This window comes from Xanthomonas sp. AC360 (assembly GCF_979258225.1).
On sequence record NZ_OZ409846.1, the window covers coordinates 1,248,094 to 1,265,540 of the forward strand.

The following is a 17,447-nucleotide window of genomic DNA, read 5'->3' on the forward strand; positions in this document are numbered from 1 at the left end:
ATACGATGCGTTGGCAGACAACGCTCACACCAAGATCGACTGCGCCGGGTTGATCGCATCCCATACCTGCACGCGCAAGAGCGCGGCCAGACGCATAAGCGAGCTCAAGCTTTTAATGACAAATCTCGCCCTTTTTCCGACCGCATGCATCGCGCAGATCGTTGATGGGACGTTGTTCGCATCGGCAGGAGCGCTCTGCTGACAAAACACGTCTCAGCAGCTATGGTCGAACTTGGAACGGGGGTTCTTGCATGGGACGCAGAAAGAAACAGAGCGGATTTGAAGCGTTGGCCGCATTGCCGTGGCCAGCCGCCTTCGTTGCGGGAATCGCAGCGTATCTCGCAGTGCGCTACGGCATCGCCTGGTGGTTCTCTCAGCACGGCGGGATGCTGTCGCAAGCCATTGCCCAGCAATCAGATGGCATGTTCGCGCCCTTGGCGTGGATGCTGCTCGGCATCTGCTGGCTCGCCGCGTTGTTCTCCTACCTGGGCACACGCAGCCGGCGACGCTTTCTGGAAACACGCACCACGCTGGAGAGCCTGGCGGCCGGCGGCTGGCGCCAGTTCGAACAACTGGTGGGCGACGCCTTTCGCCGACAAGGCTATAGCGTCGAGGAAACCGGCCTGGGCGGCCCCGACGGCGGCATCGACCTGATCCTGCGCAAGGACGGCCGCCGCACGTTGGTGCAATGCAAGCAATGGAAACGCCAGCAGGTCGGCGTCAGCGTCGTACGCGAAATGTTCGGTCTGCTCGCCCATCACCAGGCTGACGCGGTCAAGATCGTCTGTATCGGCAGCTACACCAAGGATGCAGAGCACTTCGCCCAAGGCAAGCCGATTGAATTGATTGGCGGCGAGCAACTGTTGGGGATGATTCGAGCGGTGCAACAGCAAGCCATAGCGCAGTGGACCCCGGCACCGGTACGGGTTGAACCTGTCTTTGCTTCAACTGCCTCCACTGCCGTTGCTGCCCCAACCTGCCCGCGCTGTGGCAGCCCACTTGTGCAGCGAAGGAACCGGCGCACCGGCGAGCAGTTTCTAGGTTGCAGACAGTTCCCGAAGTGCCGAGGGACTGCGTAAGTGACCCTGACTCCGTTTCGCTTGTCGGCAGTAACACTTAAATGCGTTCCTGCTAAAATTCTTCTTCTTGTAGGGTTGCAGGGATGATGTTACAGGCTAAGCACTGGCTCTTAGGACTGCAAAAGAACTCGGCCGAAATAAATCAGATCGAGTCCAGGTTGCGGCCATTTTTTATTATTTCGTTTGCCCACTTGTACCGAGTGTTCGCAGCACTCGCTGGCTGGTCCAACTACAGGCTATTTCTAGCTAGGGAGGCTTGGCCTAAAGGTGCGAGGGTGCGAAGCCGCGCTATGATCCTTGTTGCCTATGGTATTGAGGGGCGCCGTCATGGCTAAGCCGGCCGCAAAGTCCAATCGATATGTAGTCAAGCGAGGTGCCGTTCCCCCTGCTGTCTATCTGATGCACGTGTCTGACAAAGATTGGGAGCATTTCATTGAGGCAGCTTGCCGCCACAGGCCTGTCTTGGGCTCCAAATATGTTTCAGTGAAAGTACTCGGAAATGCACGCGACAAAGGTAGAGATGTAGAGGCCCGCATTGCTCCCACGCTGGCGGCTGACACTTGGGATCTCTACCAAGCCAAACACTACAAAGATCGACTTTCTCCTGGGACAGCATATCCGGAGATCGCCAAGTTCTTCATGCATCTACTAGCTGGCAGCTACCCCGTGCCTCGCAAATACTATTTTTGCGCGCCCCATAACGTGGGCCCTGATCTGCATGACCTTCTAGCGAATCCTGTCAAATTTAAAACGACTTTTTTGGTTGCATGGCGTAATGGCACTCAGGGTTTGAAGTCACTTTCCGGTGAGTTGGATGCAGAAATGGAAATGCTGGTCGAAGGATTTGACTTTGGCCGCTTTGAAGAATGCCAGGTCCACGATCTTTTGAATTGGCACGAGGAAGATTATAAAGCTCACTTTGCTATGTTTGGAATAGAGCCAGAACGCGGTGATGATCCGAACGTGCCGAGTAGTGCAGTTGCAGAAGAGATGGTGTATGTAAGTGAGCTCATAAAGATTTACTGCGAGCACTCAGGGGTAACCATGATCCTTGAAGATGTTATCAAATCTGATACATACGCAGAACACTACGAAGCGGCACGAGCGACTTTTTATGCCGCTGAAGGTCTGCGTCGGTTTAGTCGTGATCTTTACCAAGATGACGAGTTCACGAGGCTTCTGGATATGGTGCTTCAGGGCATCAAATCTATAGCGACAAGCCCTCTTCACAAGCTAGGTCTTGAGCGGCATGAGGCGGCCATCGCGGCGTCAAGCACAATAAAGGTGACCGATAGCGTTCTTCATCCGAGCTTACGCGGTGGAGATCTACCAGGAACCTGCCAGCACCTTGTCAACGAAAAGAGATTGAAATGGGTAAAGTAAGTGTTCGGAAGGAATTCGACTTGTTCAACACGCCATTCGAGCTTGGCCTCAGAATGGTTTATCTACTTTTCTCACTACGTCCGTTTGGGGCAGATCTGCAGAAGCTGGTGCTACTGGACTATGCGATCGTTTACTCAAAGGACGTAGGTGGCCCAGCGAGTCTTCACACCCCAGTCCCACATCGTAATTCCGAGCTTTTTAGCCGACGAGAGAGGATCGAGCAGGGGCTCTATCTAATGAGCACGCGAGGTTTGGTGGGCGTCAAACTGGACGACAATGGGCTTACTTATATTGCTGGGCCTGCGAGTTTCACCATGGTTGGATCGCTGTCATCTGGTTATTGGCGTGAGTTAGAGGACCGGTGCGAATGGGCGGCTGAGAAATTCGGTCAACGCGGCTCCGAGGATTTGTTGAGGATTTTTTCAGTGGCCGGACATTTGTGGGGGGCTGAAATTGAGTCTTCAGGTCAAAGGCGCCTACTGTGAGCATTATTCTTAAGAGCCTTCTTGCGACTGGCATCGACAAGCCGGATGCTATGGTCGAGTTTCGTTTTCCTGCCATGCTCGTTCGCGGAGCGAGCGACACTGGGAAGTCGTACATCCGTGACTGCCTTTGGTTTCTTCTGGGCGGAGACAAGCCACCTAAGCAGATACCAGAGGCACTTGGCTATGACTTACTGCATCTCACTATTGAACTGATGGGTCAAACCTACGTGCTGCGCAGGGCACTCGCTGGTGGTGAGACGAGAATTATCAAAGCTGCAGCCTCTCTCGATGAAACTGGGGAAATGGCTGAGCAAGAGCTAGAAGACGATTTGAGCACGTTACTTGTTAGAGGTTCAGGTGCGCAAGGTAAGTTGCTCCTGCGAAGCTCTTCAAAGAAAGGACCCGTCACCGGCGGCGATTTGCGTCACTGGTTCTTACTTTCCCAGCCAAACATGATCAGTGAGGAGCCGACAGCAGGTCCTGTCGTCTCGATCGTGCAACGCATCGCTGCATTTCATTTGTTTCTCACTGGATCAGATGACGCCGCCATTCAGCTAGTTCGAACTAGCAAAGAGCTAGAACACATAGCTGGTCAGATCACTGGGGCTGAGCAGGCTCTGGTGCGCGTCCGTGCCGAAATTCGCAGCGACGTTCAGCGAGATGACGTTGTGGATGCATTGAGCAAAGTGGACCGGGCGCTGAGTGCCATGACGCAGCACTATGATGCACGCGCTGCTCAGCTCAGGGAAGTTCGCGAGAAGATTGCAGTGGCAAGCGAAGGTCTGCGGCTGGCGCAGAATGAGCGATCACATAGTGAGTCCATGCTTCAGCGCTTTGATCTTCTTGATAAGAAGTACAAGAATGACACTGAGCGACTTGGTGCTACTTGGGAGGGAATCTCGGTCTTCCAGGAGCTGGAAGAAGTCTCTTGTCCTCTCTGCGGAACATCGGCAGAGCAGCAGCTCGACCCGAATCACCTTCGTCATGAGGGGCAGGAGGTTTATCGACGGGCTCTGAAGGCTGAGGTTCAGAAGATCTCCGTTTTAAGATTAGGTCTTGCTGAGGCATTGAAACGAGAGAAGTCGCGTGTTGATGACTCACGATTGAAAGAGCGCGTGCATCGCCAGAACTTATCGGTTTTGGAAAACCTTGAGATTTCCCGTCTCGAAACGACAAAGAGCGAATTCGTTGGAAGTCCCAAGATGCTTGCGGAACGAAGAAGTGAGTTGTCAGAACAGCTGACGCGTTTCGATGATGAGGCACGAATTCTTGCTGATCTTGAGAAGTTAAGAGCGCTAAGAAAACGTGACAAGTTCAAGCTTGAGCGCAACGTCGGAAATGCAGGCGTTGAAGTTGCTGCTCTAGCCCTCTCGTACCTTCATGCTTGGGGGTTCAACAACATCAAGTCCGCATCGCTTGATCCAGGGGCTTGTGACATTGTCCTCGATGGGCGTGCTCGCCTAGGTTATGGCGCTGGAAAGCGGGCGATATTCTTGGCCGCTCTGATGATTGCTGTAATGCATTATGCGCTGTCGAACGGGAACCCCCATTTGGGCATCACTGTTATCGACTCGCCCCTGAAATCCTATGCGGATCCTAAAGTTTTCGAGAAGCGTGATGTGCCTTCGGAGACCGTTACGGACAAGTTTTACAGTTGGTTAGCTGCTTGGGACGGTCCAGGCCAGATTATTATCCTGGAAAATCAGGACATTCGTGCGGACTCGAAGGCGTTGCTCAAGCCACTCGAATTTGACGGTCAGGATATCGGAAATGGTAGAGCCGGCTTCTATCCTCGGCCGGGCAGACCGCTGAAAACTCCCGAGGTGTAGCTTCCGCCGAATGCTGGTTCGACACCATACAGATCTTGGCTCTGTTCGAGAGCACCCCTAGACATCAATCTTGGGGCGACCCGCATTGCATGTACAAGGGGCACGGAGTGAAAAGGAACCTTGACCTCCCGTACATCCCCCACCGGTCATCCTCGCCCCAGCCTCAACTGGAGAACGCACGATGATGAAGTGGATGGGTGCCGCGCTGGCCGCGGCGTTGCTGGTGACCGGGTGCGCCAAGGTGGAGGGCGAGAAGTTCGTCGGGCACTGGGTCAACGTGCAGACGCAGGAAGAGACGATGGACATCGCGCGCAATGGCGAGACCTTCATGGTCCGCAGCACCACGCCGAAGTTCTTCAGCCGCAAGCCCAAGACCGAGAGCTACCCGGCCGTCTACAAGGACGGGGCGCTGCAGGTCACCAACGATGGCGAGACGGTGAACTTCGCCATCGATGAGACCAATGGCCACCTCAATACCGGTGGCGAGCAGTACCAGCGCGTGCCGGCCAAGTAAGGCCGTTGCCGCGAGCGCCCGCGTGCAGACGGTGACCGTCGCACGCGGGCGTTTTGCGTTCTGGGGCTGCCGGCGGCTGCGGGAGCTGCCGGCGCCGCTCCTTGAAAAGGCTGCGCCTGACACGCCGCTTGTCCCCCGGCCTCGCTCCCCCCTCCCATTCCAGGGCGCACAAGCCGTAAAGTGCGCAGGCACGCCAGGGTCATGGCGCTGCCCGACCGATCAATCCAGCAACTACGAGGGTGTCATGAGCAAGGGGATGGACCAGAAGAAGAGCCAGAAGAAAGAGCCGGCCAAGACGCTGAAAGAAAAGCGCGCGGCCAAGCAGGAAAAGAAGGGCAAGTAAGCCGCCCGGCCTGCCAGACGGCAAAACGGGGTCAGGTGGATCGCCTGACCTCGCGTTTTGAGAGAAGCGCTGTACAAGGGGGCTTCATGCACCGCCCAGGCGTAACGGGTGCGTAGGATGCCCACTGATGAAGCGATCCACCTCCGACAGCTTGGCGGACAGCGGAGCGCACAGGTGGTTGCGGTAACTGAAGAACCGAAATCCCGCGCGGTACAGCCGCTCGACCTTGATCCACTGCGCATGGTTGCGGGCCGGCGGCGCCTTGAAAGAGCGCCCCATCACGCACAGCGCTTTGCCGCAGCCAGGGCACGGTGCCACCTGGTCGCGCGGCGCAATCTTGAGACTTCTGCGGCACCCGAAGCAGGCGTGCGCCAGGCGTTAAGTGGCGCCGGTGACAGGCGGCTTCGTTCTCCGCGGCTGACGGGCACCGACTGCGTAACGCACTGCGGTGCGGTGGGCTTTGTCGGTGGAATTCATTGGCGGCCCCCCGTGCCGGCCGCATCGGGCTGACGCTGCACGACGTACCAGGTACTGCCGTCGCATGACGCGGTGCCGGCCCGATGCGTGGCGGGCAGTATCGCTGCGACCTCCCTAGGCAGAGCCTGCTGCCAATCCAGGTTGGGAAAGGTCGCGGGGAAGGTCGTGCCGTTCGGGTTGGCAGAGTGCGCGTAGATGCCGGTATCCATCGTATCCGGACTGAGGTCCGCCCACAGTTGCACCGCTGCACCACGATGCGCCAGACGTGCTTCCAGGTAGCACAGCACACGCACTGCAACCGCATTGACCATCTGCCGATGCTCAGTAGATGAGTGGCCGCGGCCATTCCAGTCCACATGCGTATGCCACAGATCGAACCAGCTCTGCGGGTCCAACCGGTCGACCGCAGCACGCGCCTTGGCTTCTGCCCGCGCCCAGTAGCGCTCCATCCGTTTGCGACGACGTCGGCCCATCGGTGTGGTCTTGTTTCTAGAATTGATTACTGCCTACAACAGCCAAGCGTTGCAGCAGGCAGTGCTGCCTTACCGCGCAACGGTCAGACCAGATTCGCTAATCTGCTCTGGTTATGTGCTTAACGCGGCATGCTGAAAAAACGCGTATCACGCCGCCAGCCGCTTGATCCGTGACGGCAAATCGCCCAGCGCGCGGTGCGCTTGTTCCAGCTCGTAATCGGCTTGCAGGCCCAGCCAGAAGCGCTCGGTTGTGCCCAGCGCTGCAGCCAGGCGCACGGCGGTGTCGGCGGTGATGCCGCGCTTGCCCAGCACGATCTCGTTGATACGACGCGGCGGCACGCCGGTGGCCTGCGCCAGTGCGTTCTGACTGATGCCCATCGGCTCGAGGAACTCTTCAAGCAGGATTTCGCCAGGGTGGATGTTGGGTAGGACTGTCATGGACAGATGCCTCTTGCTCAGTGGCGATGATCGCCGCGATTTTAATGCTTGGTGGCGTAGCTCTTGCCGTCGGCGGCAGTTATTCGAAAATTTCGAATAACTGTCTTCGGCTACAGCTCTTTGCCTGAGAGCACTTTTCACTGCTGTCATCGCGCCGGCTTGCGTCCATCAGAACAACGATCCCTGCACGGGCGACGCGGTGGATGGTTCTGTTGCTGGCTTGGCGGGTGCCGCCTGCTGCTGCGCACCCAACCGCCACGCCAATCCCGAAATGCGCGCGGCGTGCCGGGCGAGCGCGGCGCGGATGACCGCTTCGCTGCCGGCCAGGTGCAGGGCGCGGCGGGCGCGGGTGATGCCGGTGTAGAGCAGTTCGCGGCTGAGCACGCGGGCGTCGCGGGTGGGGAGTTGCAGCCAGACGTCGTCGAATTCGCTGCCCTGGGCCTTGTGCACGGTCATGGCGAAGGCGCTCTCGTGGGCGGGCAAGGCGGCGGGGTGGAAGCCGCGCACCTGGCCGTCGCCGTCGCCTTCGAACCAGGCGACCAAGGGGCCTTGGGCACGGCGGTCGGCGGCGGGGTCGTCGCGGGTTGCGGTGCCGCTGGTGTGGCTTGGGCCGGAAGATGCAGCTGCGTCGCTGCGTGCTGTCACGGTGCTTGCATCGCTGCGCTCTGAGCTGGCGCTTGTGTTGTCGCGCCCCGAGAAGGGATTCGCGTCGCTTTGCCCCGAAGAGGGACTCGCGTCGCTGCGCAAACAGATGCCGACGTCGCCGTTGAACAGGCCGTGGCGGTAGCTGTTTTCGGTGATCAGCAGCAGGCGGCCCTGGAACCAGGGCGAGGCGCCGCCGAGTCTGCGGGCGCCGGAGCCGGTGTCGGCGAGCAGTTGTTCGATGCGGGCGTTGAGGCCGCGCGCGCCTTGCGGGCCGGCGCGCACGGCGGTGAGCAGGCGCAGGCGGCTGGCCGCGCGCAGGGCGGCAGCGGGGTCTTGCGCATCGGCCAGCGCGCGCCAGTGGGCCAGCAGTGCGTCGCGGCCGAGGGTGAGCGGGTCGTCGCCGTCTTCGTGGAAGTGCACGCCGGCCAGCTCGCCGCTGCGCAGCAGGGCCAGCGCGGTGTCGGCGTCGCCGGCGCGGATGGCGTCGGCCAGTGGGGCGAGCGCGAAGTTTTCCGCTTGCCGATAGCCGCGTAGCAGGTGCACGCGGTGGCCGGCCAGGCCGCTGCTGTGGGTGTGGCTGATGGTGTGGCTAACGGTCTGGATGCTGGCAGGCGTACTGCCAGTGGGCGCGCTGCCGAGCAGCGGTTGCAGCGCGTCGGCGTCGTGCGGTTGCAGGGCATCGCCGGGGCCGGCGGCCTGCAGGATGGCGGCGAGCACGTCGCCGGCTTCCACCGAAGGCAGCTGGTCGGCGTCGCCGAGCAGGATCAGCTGGGTGCCATCGGCCACGGCTTCGACCAGCTTGCACATCAGCGGCAGGTCGACCATGGAAGCTTCGTCGACGACGATCAGGTCGAACGGCAGCGGGTTGTCTGCGTTATGGCGGAAGTTTGGCGAATCCGGGATGACGCCGAGCAGGCGATGCAGGGTGCTGGCGCCGGTGGGGAGGAGGGATTCCCAGGGCAGTGGCGGGCCCTCACCCGCCCTTCGGGCACCCTCTCCCGCAAGCGGGAGAGGGGAAACATCAGGGCTTGCTGCTTCCGCTTGCAGGTGAGGGGAAACATCAGGGCTTGCTGCCTCCGCTTGCGGGTGAGGGGAAACATCAGGGCTTGCTGCTTCCGCTTGCGGGTGAGGGGAAACATCAGGGCTTGCTGCTTCCGCTTGCGGGTGAGGGGAAACATCAGGGCTTGCTGCTTCCGCTTGCGGGCGAGGGGAAACATCAGGGTTTGCTGCTTCCGCTTGCTGGAGAGGAGAAACGTGCGGGCTTGCTGTCTCTGTCGTTTGCGGGAGAGGTGAAGCACCGAGGTTTGCTGCCTCTGTCGCTGGATGCAGAGGAGACGTGGCGGGGTTCGGCGATTGTGTCGTTGGCCTGGGCGGGGTTGCGTTGGGATGGGGCGGCAGCTGGATGCCGGCAGCGATGGCGCGGGCGACGGCGGCGCGCAGGCTTTCGGCCATGCGCTCGGCGGCACGGCCGGTGGGCGCGGCCAGGGCGATGCGTGGCGGCGCGTGGCCGGCGGCATGGGCCTGGGCGATGCGCAGCAGTAACAGGCGGGCGATGGTGGTGGTCTTGCCGGTGCCGGGGCCGCCGGTGATCAGCAGCAGCGCGCGACGCAGGGCCAGCGCGGCGGCTTGGGCCTGGCGGTCGGGGGAGTGGGACGGGGCCGGTGGCTTCGTGCCGTCTTGGTGGTGGGATGGCTCGGGCAGGCCCGACCCCTCACCCGCGCTTCGGGCACCCTCTCCCGGGGGGAAAGGGGTTGGGTCCACGGGCTGAGCGGTTGGGGTCGCGTTTGGGAACAACTGTGCGAACAACGGCGCCAGCGCGTTGGCGTCGAACGCCGGCATGGGCTGGGCGGCGATGCGCTGCAGGCCCAGGGCCAGCCGGCGTTCGTACTCGCGATACCGGCGCAGGTAGAGCAGGCCGTGTTCGAGGACCAGCGGGCAGTCGGCGGCGGCCGGGTCGTCGGGGTTCGGTTGGTCGACCCAGCGCGAAGCCGCCAGGGTGCGTTGCCAGTCGGTAGGGTCCGGGAATGCGGGAGATGGGCCGTCGCGCTGGTCCAGCAGCATGGCGGCGCGCGCCGGGTCCAGCCCGGCATGGCCGCTGGTGACTGCCAGCGACGCGAGCGCGGCGCCGGCCAGGACCTGTGGGTCGGTGTCTGGGGCCAGGCGTTGCAGGCTTTGGGCGAAGGCCAGGTCCAGCGTGCGCAGGGCGCCGCTCTGGTGGAGGGCGGTCAGCAGGGTTGGGTGGCTCATAAAGTGGATGCCTGACTCGCGGACCTAGCGTCACTCCGACCCCCGCTCCGCGCCCCATCCCACGCCAGCGGCGCGGTCGCTCCAGGGCACGCGCGCCAGCGGCACGCAACCAGTGCCTTATCGCCCCGGGGGGAGAGGGGCTTTGGTGCATCGGCGCTGACGGGCTGCGCACTCTCCCGGAGGGACAGCGGCTTTGGTGCGTCGGCGGCGAGAGGCTGTGTGCTAGTGGGCATTGGGCGTGCCTGCGTTGCTGGAAGTCGGCTCCAGGGCGCTGCCGGCGAACAGCGCGTCCAGGGCGTCGACCAGGGCCGGGTCGAAGCGCCAGGCGTGGACGCCGGGTGCGGGCGGGCCGGGCACGGCAGCGCTGGCTGAGCCGGCGTCGGCTGCATTGCGGGTGGCGTCCAGGCCGCGGCAGAACAGGTAGCGCACGCCGCCGAAGTCGCGGGTGTAGTCGTAGCCGCCGCCATCGGCGGCATCGCCCAGGCGGAAGCGCAGCCAGCGGTGCAAGGCCACGGTGTAGATCAGCGCCTGCAGCTCGTACTCGCTGTGCGCCATGGCGCGGGCCAGGGCGTCGGCGTCATAGCTGGGCAGGCGGTTGGATTTGTAGTCGAGCACGTACCAGCGGCCATCGACGGTGTAGGTGAGATCGATCAGGCCGGTCATCAGGCCTTCCAGGCGGTGGCGCGCGCCGAAGGCCTGGCGGTCGCCGACCACACCAAACCGATGCAGCAACGCCAGCAGCGCATCGACGCGGGTGGGCCGCATGGCGAAGTGGAATTCCATTTCGTTGCGGCGCTGCGGCTCGGGCACGCCGGCCAGGGCGGTGCCTTCGGGCAATACCACGGTGAGGGTGTGGCCGATCAGGGCGGTGAGCACGCGCAGGCCGTCGTCTAGGTCGTCCTTGGCATAGCCGCCGCGCTGCAGGGCCTCGAGGATCGGCGCGGCCTGACCCTCGGGCGCGGGTTGGCCAGGCTGCCACGCGTGCCAGGCGGCAAAGTCGCAGCGCTCGAACACATCGTGCATCACCACGCCGAAGCGGTTGCCGGCAAAACGCGCATCGAACGGTTCGGCCTCGGTGGCTGCGGCAACCGCCACCGCCTCGCTGCCGGACGGTTCGTCGCTGCCGCCACTGCCGACCACGGTGGCGCTGGCCATCGGGTCGATGGCGACGCCGGCGTCGGCGTTGGCCAGCTGGGTGAAGCTGTAGACCCACCATTCCGGCGCGATGTGCCGCTGCGGACTGCGCGCCGGCGGCACCTGCGCTTCGAGCGGCGGCGGCAGGCGCGGCAGGTTGGCTGGCGGGGTGCTGGTGTCCACCACCACCGCGCCCTCGCCTGCCGCGCCTTGCAACGCATCGAGCGCGCGCAGCATGCCCGACAAAGCGGTGCGTTCGTGCTGATGGAAGCTGCCGCTGGCGATCCATAGCGCATGCTCGGCGCGGGTCAGGCCGACGTAGAGCAGGCGTGCGTCTTCGGCACGTTGTTCCTGCTTCCAGGCGGCTTCGGCGGCGCTCCAGGTCGGGTCGTCTTTCTCACGACTCCATTTGGACACGTTCCAATGCAGCTGACGGCCGCTATCCGGCGCATGCACCACACAATGGCGGCCAGCGCCCTTGTCGCTGCGGCCGATGCCGATGTACGGCAGAAACACCAGCGGATACTCCAGACCCTTGCTCTTGTGCAGGGTGACGATCTGCACGCGGCGCGCGTCCGATTCCAGCCGCAGTTGCTGGGCTTCGTCGTTGTCGTCGGCATTGGCGATGCGGCGTGCCAGCCAGTCGACCAAACCATGGGGGCCGAGTGCGCGCACGTCGGCTTCCTGCAGCAGTTCGGCCAGTTGCAGGTAATTGGTGAGGCGGCGTTCGCCATCGACCAGCGCGAGCAGGCGTTGCCCGTGCGTGGCGCCCAGCTCGCCGATCAAGGCCAGCGGGCCGCCGCGCTGCCAGCGCTCGCGCCAGTCCAGTGCGTGCTGCTGCCAGCGGCGATGGCGTTCGCCATCGCGTTCGAGTGCGGCAATGGCGATGGCGTCTTCGCCGATCAACACCGTGGCCAGCGCGGCGCGCAGGCGGCTGTCGTCGCCGGGGTCGAGCAAGGCCTGCAGCAGGGCCAGCAGTTCCAATGCTTCGTCGGTGGCGAACAGGCTCTGCTTGCCGGCGGCGACCGCCGGAATGCCCATCGCGCCCAGTGCTTGCTGGATGCGCGTGGCCTCGCCGTGGCTACGCACCAGCACGGCGATATCGCCAGCCTGCACCGGGTTGCCATTGATGGTGGCGGTGCCGTCGCGACCACCGGCCAGCCAGCCGCGGATGGCAGCCACGCAGGCGGCGGTGGCCAGCTCGCGCGCGCGGCCGGCGCTCCAGGGTTTGGGCTTGCCTTTCGCAGGCGGCGGCGGTTCCGGCGCGCGCCACAGCGTCAGCGCCGGGGCGGTGGCGCCATCGCGCTGCAGGTCGGCATCGCTGCGCTTGGTGCCGGCCTGTACCGGATGGAAGGCGATACCGTCGGTGAGAAACGCGTCGGTGTAGCCGGCCTGCGCGTACAGCGCATCGATCGCCGCCAGCACGCCGGGGCGCGAGCGAAAATTATGGCTCAGCGGTGGCGCCAGTTCGGCGGTGATTGCGGCGGCCAAATAGGTGCGCACATCGCCGCCACGGAAACCGTAGATGGCCTGCTTGGGGTCGCCGATCAAAAACAGCGCCGGCTCCAGACCCGCCGCACGTGCGAGCGGGCCTTCGCCGAACACGCTGGAAAAGATCGACCACTGACGGTCGTCGGTGTCCTGAAATTCGTCCACCAGCGCGATGGCGTATTGCGCGCGCAGGCGTTGCACCAGGGCATCGGCTTGCGGGCCTTGCAGCGCGTGCGCCACGCCATCGACCAGATCGTCGTAGGTCTGCACACGGCGCTGGCGCTTGAGTAGCGCGAGCCGTGCGATGGCATCGTCGCGCAGGGCATGCAGCAGACGGATGCGGCGGCGTGTGCGCCATTCTTCGACACGTGCCAGCGCGGTGAGATAGCCATCGATTTCGTGGCTCATCGGCGAGGCCGGTGTGCGATCGACAAACTTCTTGTTGGTGCCCGATGCCAATTCGGCAGCGGTCAACTTGAGCAGCTTGGGATGCTGGGCGTGCTCGTGCGTTGGCGCGGCGGCGAAGCTGTCGAACCAGTACCACAGCGCGGTGAGCCACTCCGGTTTGTAACTGACCTTGCTCAAGATGCCGCCATCGATGGCGGACATGATGGATTCGAAAAAGGCCGTGCCATGCGCGTGGAATGCGCTTGCCAGCGCGTGGCGTGCATCGTGCACGGCCTGCAGCAATGCGGCGGCATCGTCGCTGCTGGCTTCGGATGCTGCCGGCAGGATCGCCGCGTGCCGCACCAACGCGCGCAGATCGGTGGCCAGCGCAGGCGGGCCGCCCGACCACAGCGCGATCAGGTCTTCGGCCATCACCGCATCGGCCGCACGTTGGCGCCACAGATCGGCGGCCACTTCGCCCAGCAATTCGCGGTCGTTGGCGAGCAGTTGCGGCGCGGCGAAGGCCTGGCCGCTTTCCAGCGCATGTTCGCGCAGCACGCGCGCGCAGAAGCCGTGGATGGTGAACACGGCGGCCAGATCGATTTCTTCCACCGCCTGCTGCAACCGGCGGCGCAAGGCGGCCGGGGTTTCATCGCCGTGGGCCAGATGCGCGGTGAGGATGGCGCGGGTCAGCAGGACGTCGGGCGCTTCCTGTAGGAGCGGCCTTGGCCGCGACGGGACGTCGGCGAGGTCGGTCGCGGCCGATGCCGCTCCTACAGAAGCTGATGGAGCATTGGATGCATGCGTTGCAGGTGGTTTGGTCGCGGCCAGGTCCGCTCCTACGACGGCATCGGGGACGAGGGAGGCAGCCAGCACCAGGCGTTCGCGGATGCGGCGGCGCAATTCCTGCGTGGCCGCTTCGGTAAAGGTCACTGCCAGGATCTGGCCGATGCGCAAGCCGCGCTCGACCACCAGCCGGGTGAACAACGTGGCAAGGGTGAAGGTCTTGCCGGTCCCGGCGCTGGCTTCGATCAGGCGCACGCCGTGCAGCGGCAACTGCAGATACGGGTCGCTCACAGGCGCGCTCATTCGGCGTCGTCCTGGGCGCCGTGCCAGTGCCGCCAACTATCGATCAGACGCTCCGGGTCGAGCGTAGTGTCGGTGTTGCCGCGTTCGAGCAGGTCGTACACGCGATGGCTGGTGGTGGCGAAGTCGGTAAAGCGCTGCGCATCGGCAAACGGGTCGCGGCCGCGATTGACCAAGCGCAGTTCGGGACTTTGCGACTCGCTCCAACCGAAGCTAGCCTGCCATTGCCCGGCGGCGTCCTTGATGGCCTTGTCCAGATCATCGCTGCGTGCGGCCTGGTGGTATTTCCAGCTGCTGTACGGCGCAAACGCCAGCGGCATTTGCAGACCGTGGCGATACAGCTGCAATAGCTCGCCCAAGGCGTGTTGCGCCTGCGTCTGCGAGAGCGGTTCGGCATCGATGGGATACGGGCCCAGGCCATCGTCATGCTCGAAGAAGCGCACATACGGCACGCGCTCGCCGGCGGCGCGCAGCAGCAACCATTCCAGGCCGTGGCGGATCGCGCTGCGGCCACTGAGCGCGCCAACCTGCACGCGCCCCACGCCATCGGCATACCAGCCGGGCACGCGGCCGTGGACGTCGATATCGCCGATCTGCACCTGCAAGCGGCGCGACTGCGCCGGCGCATCGCCACGCCATTGCCGAAAGGCGTCGGCATACGGGCGCAGCTGCGCCACACGCTCGTCGAGTTGACGGCGGCCGAGCGGGCCCGATGGCAGCAAGGCGCGTGCGCGCAGCCGCTCGTACAACCCGTCCACTTCACCCGCCAACGCCGCCTCGAACACCTGCTGCTGCAACCCGTATTGATCCAGCCCGCGCGTGGGCGCGAGCAGCGGTTCCAGATCGCTGTCTTCGCTGGCCGGGTCGGGCAAGCGCATGCCCAAGCGATGACGCAAAAACTGCCCGGCCGGGTCGCCGAACAAGCGGCGTAGATCGTCGATAGAGACGCTAGTGGGCAAAGCGATGTGATCGGCCGGCAGCGCACCGGTCACCCACGGCGCCAGCGGCTGGCGCTGGCCGGTGAGGCTATCCACGGCCGGGCGCCATTGCCGGCGATAACTGAAACGCCGCGGGTCCGCGCCGTCATCGCCCAGCGCACCGAATGCGGCGGCGGCAAACGGCTGCAACGGGTGATGCACCACCAACGTGTGGATCGCCGTTGGGTCGGCGTGGTACTGCGCCGCGCTCGCCAACAATTCGCTGACCAGCACCGACGGCTCGCGCACGCTGCCATCGCGCGCATCGGCGCCGAGATAGCTCAGATAGAACACGTCCTGCGCAGAGGCGAACAACTGCAGAAACAAAAAGCGGTCGTCCTCGCGGGTGGAACGGTCGCCATGCCGGCGACGCTCGGTGCCCAATTCTGCGGTGAGCCGATTGAGCCCGGCGGCCGGGTCGCGACGCGGGAAATCGCCATCGTTCATGCCGAGCAAACAGATCGCGCGGAACGGCAGCAAGCGCATCGGCACCATGCGGCCGAAACTGATGCCGCCGGTCAGCAGCGGCGCACGCGTGTCCGACTCGCCCAGTATCGCTTCAAAATGCGCACGCACCACCTCGGCCGGCACCTTGCCGGCGTAGTGTGCGCGCTGCGCATCGCGGGCGAATTGATCGATCAAGCTGCGCAACCGATCCAGCGCGCGCTGCGCGCGCGGGGCCGATGGCGCGGTGGGAATCAACGCATCCAGCAGCTCGAGCAAACGCTCGCGCCAGTCGACAGGCGGCATCGGCTCGGCCAGTAGGGACTGATGGCGTTCGAGCACGCGCAGCAACCGCATCAGCGTGTCGAGTGCGGTCAGTGCGCTGCCTTCCAGCTGCGGCCATGGCGCCACGCCATCGATGTCGTCGTCGGCGCCGCTGGCATGGCCGAGCAGCAGCCGGTCCAGCGCAAAACGCCAGGTGTAAGCGTCATCGCCGGGCGCCTGATGCTGACGCCGATGCAGCGCATCCAGCCCCCAGCGCGCGCCGGCCGCGTGCAGCCAGGTGCGCAGGCGTTCCAGCCCGGCGTCGTCCAGCCCGGCGGCCTCGGCGATCGGTGCGCTGGCCAGCAGGTCGAGAATTTCATGCAGCCCAAAGCGTGCGATCGGCAGCTTGAGCAAGGTCAAAAACACCTCGGCCAACGGCTCGCTCGCCAACGGGCTGGCGTCGGCCAAGGTGTACGGCAATGCATCGTCGCTGCCATGGCTGCCGAACACCGCCTCCAGGTACGGCACATACGGGTCGATGTTGGGCGACAGCACGGCAATCTCGCGCGGCTGCAAGGGCGGGTCGAAGCGCGGGTCGTCGAGTAAGGCGCGTAACTGGTCGTGCAGCACCTGCAACTCGCGCAAGCGCGTGTGGCAGGCATGCACCTGCAGGCTGGGGTCGTGCAGATTCACCGCCGGCAATGCCGCAGGCACGGCGGGTGCACGACGATGGAACAGATCGCTCTGCATACGCCGCAGCAGGCTGTCGCCCACGCCGCCATCGGCAAGTGCGCGACGGCCGGTGTCGAGCGGGTCGGCGTAGGCGGCGATCTCGGCCAGCGGATGCACCACCTCGTAATCGCCCACCAGCGCCATGAAATCGCGCCCGGCCGCACCCCACGCCTGCAGCAACGGGTTTTCCTGCACTTGATCGACGAATAGCTGCACTGCGCCGTCTTCGCGGCGGCGCTGCCACAGCGTCTGCAGATCGCCCCAATAGCCTTGCGTGGGCGTGGGCAGATAGAAATGCAGCGTGCCCACGCGCGCTTGCGTGGCCAGCACCCGCAGCACGTCGGGCGAAATGTTGAGGATGGCGAAGGCGAACAGGCGGGTCGGTAAGCCCTGCGGCAACGGCCCGTCTGCGCGCGCGTAACGGTCCAGATACTGGCCGATGCGACGCGCACGGTATTGCCGACCGCTGGCGATGCTGCGCCACAGCCGTGCCTGCGGGTCGTCCGGATCGGCGCCACCTTCCCAGCGCAGCAGCCAGTCGCGTCGCCATGCCTGGTACTTCTCGAACACGTTGCCCAACTCGCCGGCCAACGCCCATGGCTTGAGCGCATCGCCATCGGCCAGATAGCCGGCCAGCGGCGCCAGCGCGGCGTCGCTGCCCAGATCCGATTGCAGCGTCGCGTACAGGTGCCACTGCGTGGTCGCCATGTCCAGGTCATCCTCGGCCGGGCCTAGGTTGCACTCCAGCGCGCGCGCCACGAATTCGCCCGGGGTGAGAAATTCCAGATTGGCCGCCACGCCATGCTCGGCGGCTAGCGTGGACTGCAGCCAGCGCCGCATCGCCACCTGCGGGATCAGCACCACCTCCGGCTGCAACACCGGCTGCCCGGGCACCGGCCGACGCAGCTCCTGCGCGAGCAAGGCAGCCAGGGTATCCAGCGCATTGGAAGGATAGAGACGAAAATCGGGCGCGGAGGTGGCGTGCATGCGTGCGGCATTGTGCCGGATGGCGAGGGAAT

At 64.1% G+C, this 17,447-nt stretch carries 10 protein-coding genes and 2 pseudogenes; 5 read left to right on the forward strand and 7 right to left on the reverse strand.

Annotated elements, in window-relative coordinates:
* The first annotated feature begins 251 nt into the window (after positions 1-251).
* From ACZZ0O_RS05365 to ACZZ0O_RS05385, 5 genes are all read left to right on the forward strand, one after another.
* Positions 252-1,079 (forward strand): restriction endonuclease, encoded by an 828-nt coding sequence (locus ACZZ0O_RS05365; protein ID WP_463590180.1) that lies wholly within the window; start codon positions 252-254, stop codon positions 1,077-1,079.
* A 327-nt stretch (positions 1,080-1,406) separates the two neighbouring features.
* Positions 1,407-2,462, forward strand: a complete 1,056-nt coding sequence (locus ACZZ0O_RS05370; RefSeq protein WP_463590181.1) for an ABC-three component system protein — start codon at positions 1,407-1,409, stop codon at positions 2,460-2,462.
* Positions 2,450-2,947 (forward strand): ABC-three component system middle component 2, encoded by a 498-nt coding sequence (locus ACZZ0O_RS05375; protein ID WP_463590182.1) that lies wholly within the window; start codon positions 2,450-2,452, stop codon positions 2,945-2,947. The genes ACZZ0O_RS05370 and ACZZ0O_RS05375 overlap by 13 nt, the downstream gene beginning before the upstream one ends.
* Positions 2,944-4,776, forward strand: coding sequence for a hypothetical protein (locus ACZZ0O_RS05380; protein ID WP_463590183.1), 1,833 nt, complete (start codon positions 2,944-2,946; stop codon positions 4,774-4,776). The genes ACZZ0O_RS05375 and ACZZ0O_RS05380 overlap by 4 nt, the downstream gene beginning before the upstream one ends.
* 181 nt (positions 4,777-4,957) lie before the next feature.
* Positions 4,958-5,290, forward strand: coding sequence for a hypothetical protein (locus ACZZ0O_RS05385; RefSeq protein ID WP_463590184.1), 333 nt, complete (start codon positions 4,958-4,960; stop codon positions 5,288-5,290).
* A gap of 427 nt (positions 5,291-5,717) precedes the next feature.
* Here the strand turns inward: ACZZ0O_RS05385 and ACZZ0O_RS05390 are convergent, their stop codons facing one another.
* The 7 genes and pseudogenes from ACZZ0O_RS05390 to recC all read right to left on the reverse strand — a co-directional run bounded on the left by ACZZ0O_RS05390 (position 5,718) and on the right by recC (position 17,415).
* Positions 5,718-5,912, reverse strand: a complete 195-nt coding sequence (locus ACZZ0O_RS05390) for a hypothetical protein (RefSeq protein ID WP_463590185.1) — start codon at positions 5,910-5,912, stop codon at positions 5,718-5,720.
* A 194-nt stretch (positions 5,913-6,106) separates the two neighbouring features.
* Positions 6,107-6,583 (reverse strand): hypothetical protein, encoded by a 477-nt coding sequence (locus ACZZ0O_RS05395; RefSeq protein ID WP_463590186.1) that lies wholly within the window; start codon positions 6,581-6,583, stop codon positions 6,107-6,109.
* A 147-nt stretch (positions 6,584-6,730) separates the two neighbouring features.
* On the reverse strand, positions 6,731-7,021 hold the full coding sequence (locus ACZZ0O_RS05400) for a HigA family addiction module antitoxin (protein WP_463590187.1): 291 nt from the start codon (positions 7,019-7,021) through the stop codon (positions 6,731-6,733).
* Positions 7,022-7,189: 168 nt separating this feature from the next.
* Positions 7,190-8,863 (reverse strand): annotated as a pseudogene (locus ACZZ0O_RS05405) (AAA family ATPase); the annotation flags it as partial.
* Between the two features lie 174 nt (positions 8,864-9,037).
* A pseudogene (locus tag ACZZ0O_RS05410) lies at positions 9,038-9,913 on the reverse strand (AAA family ATPase); the annotation flags it as partial.
* A gap of 222 nt (positions 9,914-10,135) precedes the next feature.
* Entirely contained in the window at positions 10,136-14,014 is a 3,879-nt protein-coding gene (locus ACZZ0O_RS05415) for a UvrD-helicase domain-containing protein (RefSeq protein ID WP_463590188.1), read from the reverse strand.
* Positions 14,011-17,415, reverse strand: coding sequence for an exodeoxyribonuclease V subunit gamma (gene recC, locus ACZZ0O_RS05420; protein WP_463590189.1), 3,405 nt, complete (start codon positions 17,413-17,415; stop codon positions 14,011-14,013). The genes ACZZ0O_RS05415 and recC overlap by 4 nt, the downstream gene beginning before the upstream one ends.
* Positions 17,416-17,447: the final 32 nt, after the last annotated feature.